This window comes from Microbacterium sp. 2FI (genome assembly GCF_005502885.1).
In the GTDB taxonomy this organism is placed as follows: Bacteria; Actinomycetota; Actinomycetes; order Actinomycetales; family Microbacteriaceae; genus Microbacterium.
Window position 1 is genome coordinate 49,076 of sequence record NZ_SCMR01000026.1, and the last position, 6,454, is coordinate 55,529.

9 protein-coding genes are annotated in these 6,454 nt (G+C 69.9%); 7 read left to right on the forward strand and 2 right to left on the reverse strand.

All coding sequences use genetic code 11. From position 1 onward, the window contains the following. Positions 1 to 10: 10 nt before the first annotated feature. The gene (locus FFS15_RS16665) at positions 11 to 862 is read right to left on the reverse strand and encodes a PIG-L family deacetylase (RefSeq protein WP_137846166.1); all 852 of its coding nucleotides are present in this window, start codon (positions 860 to 862) and stop codon (positions 11 to 13) included. A 50-nt stretch (positions 863 to 912) separates the two neighbouring features. Next, positions 913 to 1,587, reverse strand: a complete 675-nt coding sequence (locus FFS15_RS16670; protein ID WP_137846167.1) for a DUF4386 domain-containing protein — start codon at positions 1,585 to 1,587, stop codon at positions 913 to 915. Between the two features lie 96 nt (positions 1,588 to 1,683). Between FFS15_RS16670 and FFS15_RS16675 the strand changes: the two genes are divergently transcribed. The 7 genes from FFS15_RS16675 (at position 1,684) to rocD (ending at position 6,351) form a co-directional block, all read left to right on the forward strand. Further along, positions 1,684 to 2,118 (forward strand): hypothetical protein, encoded by a 435-nt coding sequence (locus FFS15_RS16675; RefSeq protein ID WP_137846168.1) that lies wholly within the window; start codon positions 1,684 to 1,686, stop codon positions 2,116 to 2,118. Continuing rightward, the gene (locus FFS15_RS16680; protein ID WP_137846169.1) at positions 2,118 to 2,333 is read left to right on the forward strand and encodes a helix-turn-helix transcriptional regulator; all 216 of its coding nucleotides are present in this window, start codon (positions 2,118 to 2,120) and stop codon (positions 2,331 to 2,333) included. The genes FFS15_RS16675 and FFS15_RS16680 overlap by 1 nt, the downstream gene beginning before the upstream one ends. A gap of 1 nt (position 2,334) precedes the next feature. Continuing rightward, positions 2,335 to 3,357, forward strand: coding sequence for an NAD(P)-dependent alcohol dehydrogenase (locus tag FFS15_RS16685; protein WP_137846170.1), 1,023 nt, complete (start codon positions 2,335 to 2,337; stop codon positions 3,355 to 3,357). A gap of 48 nt (positions 3,358 to 3,405) precedes the next feature. Then, positions 3,406 to 3,675: a hypothetical protein gene (locus FFS15_RS16690; RefSeq protein WP_137846171.1), complete on the forward strand. Its 270-nt coding sequence runs from the start codon at positions 3,406 to 3,408 to the stop codon at positions 3,673 to 3,675. 5 nt (positions 3,676 to 3,680) lie between these two features. Next, positions 3,681 to 4,100: a type II toxin-antitoxin system VapC family toxin gene (locus FFS15_RS16695; protein ID WP_249354166.1), complete on the forward strand. Its 420-nt coding sequence runs from the start codon at positions 3,681 to 3,683 to the stop codon at positions 4,098 to 4,100. 126 nt (positions 4,101 to 4,226) lie between these two features. After that, positions 4,227 to 5,108 (forward strand): dimethylargininase, encoded by an 882-nt coding sequence (gene ddaH, locus FFS15_RS16700; RefSeq protein ID WP_349290470.1) that lies wholly within the window; start codon positions 4,227 to 4,229, stop codon positions 5,106 to 5,108. Positions 5,109 to 5,124: 16 nt separating this feature from the next. Continuing rightward, positions 5,125 to 6,351 (forward strand): ornithine--oxo-acid transaminase, encoded by a 1,227-nt coding sequence (rocD, locus tag FFS15_RS16705; RefSeq protein WP_137846173.1) that lies wholly within the window; start codon positions 5,125 to 5,127, stop codon positions 6,349 to 6,351. The last annotated feature ends 103 nt before the right edge of the window (positions 6,352 to 6,454 follow it).

The window sequence follows — 6,454 nt, forward strand, 5'->3', positions numbered from 1 at the left end:
GCGGCCTCGATCACCCGAGCGGGTCGGCCTGCAGGTCGCGCACGTGGTAGAACTCCTGGTCCCACAGGGCGTAGACGAGCCACGCCGGCAGGTAGTACGCCGCCTGCAGGTAGTTCGCCTGCGAGGCGTGGATCGCCCAGCCCTCGTGCTTCTTGCCGGTCTCGGCCGACATCGCGTACTCGGGGTCAGGCTGGTTCGCGACGACGAGCTGGCCCTGCTCGCCGCCGAAGAGTGACAGAGCGGTGGTGGGGCTGATCGTGTAGACGAGGTGGTCGGGGCCGGCGTACGAACCCGCCTCCGCCTCTTCTTCGAGCTGCGCGATCGCGAGCTCGGTGACCCGGCCCATCTCCATGTGGTCGAGGTGTCCGGTCGCGCCCGACGCGGGCCAGAAGCCGACGACGACGTCGGGCTCGATCCGCTTCATGGCCTCGACGAGGCGGTCGACGAGCTCCTGCTCGTCCACCTCGGGCACGCCGCCGTCGGGATAGCTCCACACCTCGTGCTCGTCGACGCCGAGGTTGAAGCTGTTCTTCAGCGCCTCGGCGGTGCGTACGAGACCGAGGTCCTCCTGGCGCGCGACGACGGGCACCTGGTGCCCGGCCTCGCCGGCGGTCGCCGTGATCATCGCGGTGTACGCGCCGTCGCGGTCCTTCGCGCGCCAGAACAGGCCGTTGACGGTCTGTTCGTCGTCGGGGTGGGCGAAGACGCCGAGCACGCGCTCGCCGCCGATCTCGCCGATGACCGAGTCGACGCCCTTCGCGGTGGGCATGTGGAAGAGGCTGCGGCCGACCCAGTACGCACCGGCGACGGCGACGAGTAGGACGGACACGACGATGATGAGCGCGATCCAGCGCTTGCGCATGAGAACTCCGGGGGATGACGGGGGCCGTCGGCGCCGACGGCCCCAGCATCCTAAACCGAGCGCTGCTCGGAGATCGCCGTGGACTGCGGGTTCGCATCGACGATCGCGGGACGGATGCCGCGGATCAGGAGGTACCCGATCATCCAGAACTCGCCGACGGTTGCGGGGATGACCATCAACTCGGCGACGAGCCCCGGCGCGGTGACGACGAGCACGGCGCTGAGCACATATCCCACGCCGCCGACGACGAGGAACCAGCCGAGCACGACCGGCATGCGTCGGGTGGAGAGGACGAACCAGCCCATCGGGATCAGCCACAGTCCGAAGAAGACGTTGCCCACCGACCAGAACGCGTCGGCGACGACGCGCAGCAGTACGACGGTGCCGTCGAGGTCGCCCGCCGGTGCCAGCGAGGGATCGCTCGACACCGCGATCGCCGCGGTGAGCAGCGCTGCGCTGCCGAGGATCGCGAGCGCATTGCCCATCCCGAAGGTCGCCGTGGCGAAGGCTTCGACGGGGCGGTCGCGGCGGAACAGCGCGAAGAAGCCGACGGCGGCCGCTGCCTGCGCGATCACGACGGCGAGTTCGAGTGTCACGCCGAGTGCCGCGAGCTGCGGCTCGGCGGCGACCCGGGGGCGGACCAGCAGGAAGCCGGCCATCCCGGCGAGGCCGAGAGCCAGGTAGGCGGCGCCCGTCCAGCGGGCGGTGCGAATGTCGGTGGTCATGACTGCTCCTCGATGTGTAAAGGATTATTGACACCGAACGCTAGGCCCGTCTATCTTGGATGTCAAGAGAACTTGACATCATCGAGGGAGGGCGTCATGGCCTACGAGGAGCGGAACATCTGGGCGAGCCTGATCGTGGGCATCGTCGGCACGATCGTGTACACGATCATCCTGCTCCAGGCCGCCGGCGGCGGTCCGGTCTCGGACGTCGACTGGGTGCCGATCATGCTGTGGATGATCGGCGCGAGCATCGTCGGAGCGATTGTCGTCAGCATCCTGTGGGGAATCGTCGCCGGCATCCGACACCCCGACGAAGTGGGAACGAGCGATCAGCGCGACCGTGACATCGCGCGGATGGGAAACCGCGTCGGCGAGTCCTTCCTGGTGATCGCCGGCCTCGGCGTGATCGTGCTGTGCATGTTCGAGGTCGACTGGTTCTGGATCGCCAACACGATGTACTACGGCTTCGCCGTCTCGACGATCGTCGGCGGCATCGCGAGCGTGATCGCCTACCGCCGGGGGCTCGTCTGATGGTGAAGCCCACCAAGGTCACCAATTCCATCCGTGCGGTGCGCGAGGCGCGCGGTCTCACGCAGGCCGAGCTCGCAGGGCGCATCGGCGTCACCCGCCAGACCCTCATCGCGATCGAGCAGGGCAAGTACTCGCCCACGCTCGAACTCGCCTTCCAGATCGCCCGCGAGTTCGGCGTCGGGCTCGACGACATCTTCCAATACCCGGAGGCATGACATGGCCGACAACAAGAACACCCTGCCGCGCACGATGACCGCCTGGGCCCAGGCCCGCTACGGCGGCCCCGAGACCCTCGTCGCGACCGAGGTCCCGGTGCCTTCGCCCGGAAAGGGCGAGGTGCTCGTGCGCCTCCGGGCGACCGGCCTCAACAACGGCGACGTGCGCGTCATGCGCGGCGAGCCGCTGATGCTGCGGCTCGTCTTCGGACTCCGGCGCCCGCGCAACCCCGTGCGGGGGATGGATGCCGCCGCCACCGTCGTCGCCGTCGGGCCCGGTGTCGATGCGCTCGCCGTGGGGGACGAGGTCGTCGGCGAGCTGCCGGGCGGTGGACTCGCCGCGTACGCCGTGGTCGCGGCATCCCGTCTCGCGAAGCGGCCCGCGGCCCTCGACGCGGTGACCGCAGCGACCCTCCCGGTCGCCGCGGGCACGGCGTGGCAGGCGCTCGCGAGCGCGGCGAAGGCGGGCCAGAGCGACCTCGACGGCCGCCGCGTGCTCGTGATCGGGGCCTCCGGCGGCGTCGGCACGTTCGCGGTGCAGCTCGCAGCCCTCCGCGGCGCCGAGGTGCACGCCCTGTGCGGCGAGCGCAACCGCGCGCTGGTCGAGGGCATCGGCGCGACGCGCACGTGGGAGTACCGGACGACGGATGCCGCGGCCCTCCCCGCAGCGTCGTACGACGTCGTCGTCGATATCGCCGGGACAGCCCCGTTGCGTGTTCTGCAGCGCCTCGTCGTCGACGGGGGCGTCGTGGCGCTCGTCTCGGGTGAGGGCGGGCGCGTGCTCGGACCCATCGGGCGGATCCTCGGGGCAATCGTGCTCGGGATCGGGGCGAGGCGTCATCTGGTTGCGGTGGCGGCGGTTGCCAAGCCCGACGTGATCGCCGAGCTCGCCACCCTCGCTGCCGACGGGCGCATCACCCCGGTGCTCGAGCGCACGTGGCCCTTCGAGCAGGCCGGCGACGCGATGGCCCACATGGATGCCGGGCACGCTGTCGGGAAGGTCGTCGTGCTCGCCGGGGAGTGACCTGCACATGCTTGTGCATGGCTGTGCAGGAGGCGTAGCATGTGCCGCATGGCGACGCTTGAACGACGTGTGCAGGTGCTCTTCGACGAGGAGCTCTACGAGAGATTGCTCGCCGAGGCTCAGGCAGAACGGCTGAGTGTCGGCGCGTACATCCGCGAGGCGGTGGAGGGACGCCTGCGGGAACGCCGCCGGTTGAGCCCGCGTGAGGCGATGGAGGCTCTCTTTCGCAGCGGCGACGCGAATCCGTCTCGTGGAGGGATCGACTGGGAAGACGAGAAGGAGCTCATGGAGCGCGACTACCTCCGGAACATCCCGTGAACCCGATGGGCGACGAGGCGATCCTCATCGACTCGGCGACCGCGATCTATGCGATGGGCGAATCTCCCGAGCATCGTTCGGCTGCGCGGGCATTCCTCGCTGGTCTCCTCCGCGGCACAGTCAGGGCGTATGCGAGCGTCGAGATGGTGCAGGAGTTCACTCACCACCGCTTCCGGCGCACGGGTGATCCCCGGGTCGCTGCGGCGGAAGGCCGCTACGTGACATCACTGGTGACGACGCTGAACTTCGACCGCGAAGTGCTCGACCTCTCGCTCGAGCTCATCGAGCGCACCGGCATCCGCGGGCGCGATGCCGTGCACGCGGCAACGGCCCTCGCCTACGGCATCGAGACGATCGCGTCTCCGGATCCCGCCTTCGACGGCATCCCGGGTCTTCGCCGCGTCGACCCGCTCGCCGCGGGCTGACTGTAACCGCGCACTCCACGGAGGCCGTGAGACAATGGTCACCGGCGTGCCCGGTTCGCCGCCTTCCCTCCCTGAAGGTCCGCCGGGCCAGTGGACAGCGTCCGCCGCACCCCGCAAGGAGCACACTTGTCCACGCAGAGCACCGCGCCGGCCACCTCGGCCGATTCCGCAGCCGTCGCCCGCATCCAGCACCGCCGCACTTACCTCATGTGCCGTCCCGAGCACTTCACGGTGAGCTACACGATCAACCCGTGGATGGAGCCGGCGAACCCGACCGACACCGCCAAGGCGGTCGCGCAGTGGCAGAAGCTCTACGACACCTATCTCGAGCTCGGCCACGAGGTGCACCTGATCGACCCGATCGAGGGTCTTCCCGATATGGTCTACACCGCCAACGGCGGGTTCCTCATCGACGGCGTGGCGTACGGCGCGAAGTTCCGCTTCGCCGAGCGCGTGCCCGAGGGTCCGGCGTTCATGGAGTGGTTCGCCGCCAACGGCTTCGAGGTCGCCGAGCCGGTCGAGGTGAACGAGGGCGAAGGCGATTTCCTGCTCGTGGGCGATGTGATCCTCGCCGGCACCGGCTTCCGGTCGACCGGTGACAGCCACCGCGAGCTCGCCGACGTCTTCGGCAAAGAGGTCGTCAGCCTCACCCTCGTCGACCCGCGGTTCTACCACCTCGACACCGCGATCGCCGTGCTCGATCCGGTGCAGGGCGAAGGCGGCGTCGAGCACGCGACGATCGCGTACCTGCCGCACGCGTTCGACGAGGCCTCGCAGGCAGAGCTCGCCCGTCGCTACCCCGACGCGATCCAGGTGTCGGACGAAGACGGCGCCGTGTTCGGGCTCAATTCCTCCAGCGACGGCCTGAACGTCATCATCTCGCCGCGCGCGAAGGGCTTCGAAGCTCAGCTGCGCGAGCGCGGCTACAACCCGATCCTCGTCGACCTGTCCGAGCTTCTCCTCGGCGGCGGCGGCATCAAGTGCTGCACGCTCGAACTGCGGCGCTGACGAAGGAGCTGACGCCATGACCTCCGCAACGACCGCCGTCGATTCCGCGATGGCCCGCATCATCGCCGACGAGGACGCCCACGTCGCACACAACTACCACCCGCTCCCCGTCGTGATCTCGCGCGGCGAGGGCGCGTGGGTCACCGACGTCGAGGGTCGCCGCTACCTCGACCTGCTGTCGGCGTACTCGGCGCTGAACTTCGGCCACGGGCATCCGGCGATCGTCGCGGCCGCGCACGAGCAGCTCAACCGCCTCACTCTCACCAGCCGCGCGTACCACAACGACGCACTCGGGCCCTTCGCCGCTGCGCTCGCCGCGCTGTGCGGCAAAGACCTCGTGCTGCCCATGAACACGGGTGCCGAGGCCGTCGAGACCGGCATCAAGGTCGCGCGGGCGTGGGGCTACCGCGTCAAGGGAATCGCCGCCGATCGAGCGCAGGTGATCGTGGCGCACGGCAACTTCCACGGCCGCACCACGACCATCGTCGGCTTCAGCGACGACCCCGACGCGCGCGCCGACTTCGGTCCGTTCGCGCCCGGCTTCGTGCACGTGCCGTTCGGGGATGCCGCCGCCATCGAGGCTGCGATCACCCCCGAGACCGCAGCGGTGCTCATCGAGCCCATCCAAGGCGAGGCCGGTGTCGTGCTGCCGCCCGAGGGGTACCTGCGGGCCGTGCGCGAGATCTGCACGCGGAACAACGTGCTGTTCATCGCCGACGAGATCCAGTCGGGCCTCGGCCGCGTGGGCGAGACCTTCGCGTGCGACCGCGAAGGCGTCGTTCCCGATGTGTACCTCCTCGGCAAGGCGCTCGGCGGCGGCATCCTGCCCGTCTCGGCCGTCGTCGCCGATCGGGAGGTCCTCGGCGTGATCCAGCCGGGCGAGCACGGCTCGACGTTCGGCGGCAATCCGCTCGCTGCGGCCGTGGGCCTGCGGGTCGTCGAGATGCTGCAGACGGGCGAGTTCCAGACCCGCGCGAAGGCGCTCGGCGAGCACCTCGAGGCACGCCTCGACGCCCTCGTCGGCCACGGCGTCACCGCGGTGCGCGTGGCAGGCCTGTGGGCGGGCGTCGACATCGACCCCGCGTTCGGCACCGGGCGCGAGATCGCCGAGAGGCTCATCGGGCGCGGCGTGCTCGTGAAGGACACGCACGGGCAGACCATCCGCATCGCGCCGCCGCTCGTAGTGCGCGCGACCGAGCTCGACTGGGCCGTCGAGCAGCTGAAGCTGGTCCTAGCGCCCTGACCCCCCGTCCCTCCCCGAGCCGTTTACGGACGGAACACGCCGCGCGGACGCGAGTCCCTCACGGCGCGTCCCGTCCGTAAACGGCTCGGGGAGGGACGGGGGG

Excerpts from the sequence above, each read along its gene's own strand:
- FFS15_RS16665 (WP_137846166.1), bottom strand. The coding sequence starts at position 862 with ATGCGCAAGCGCTGGATCGCGCTCATCATCGTCGTGTCCGTCCTACTC.
- FFS15_RS16670 (WP_137846167.1), bottom strand. The coding sequence starts at position 1,587 with ATGACCACCGACATTCGCACCGCCCGCTGGACGGGCGCCGCCTACCTG.
- FFS15_RS16675 (WP_137846168.1), top strand. The coding sequence starts at position 1,684 with ATGGCCTACGAGGAGCGGAACATCTGGGCGAGCCTGATCGTGGGCATC.
- FFS15_RS16680 (WP_137846169.1), top strand. The coding sequence starts at position 2,118 with ATGGTGAAGCCCACCAAGGTCACCAATTCCATCCGTGCGGTGCGCGAG.
- FFS15_RS16685 (WP_137846170.1), top strand. The coding sequence starts at position 2,335 with ATGGCCGACAACAAGAACACCCTGCCGCGCACGATGACCGCCTGGGCC.
- FFS15_RS16690 (WP_137846171.1), top strand. The coding sequence starts at position 3,406 with ATGGCGACGCTTGAACGACGTGTGCAGGTGCTCTTCGACGAGGAGCTC.
- FFS15_RS16695 (WP_249354166.1), top strand. The coding sequence starts at position 3,681 with ATGGGCGACGAGGCGATCCTCATCGACTCGGCGACCGCGATCTATGCG.
- rocD (WP_137846173.1), top strand. The coding sequence starts at position 5,125 with ATGACCTCCGCAACGACCGCCGTCGATTCCGCGATGGCCCGCATCATC.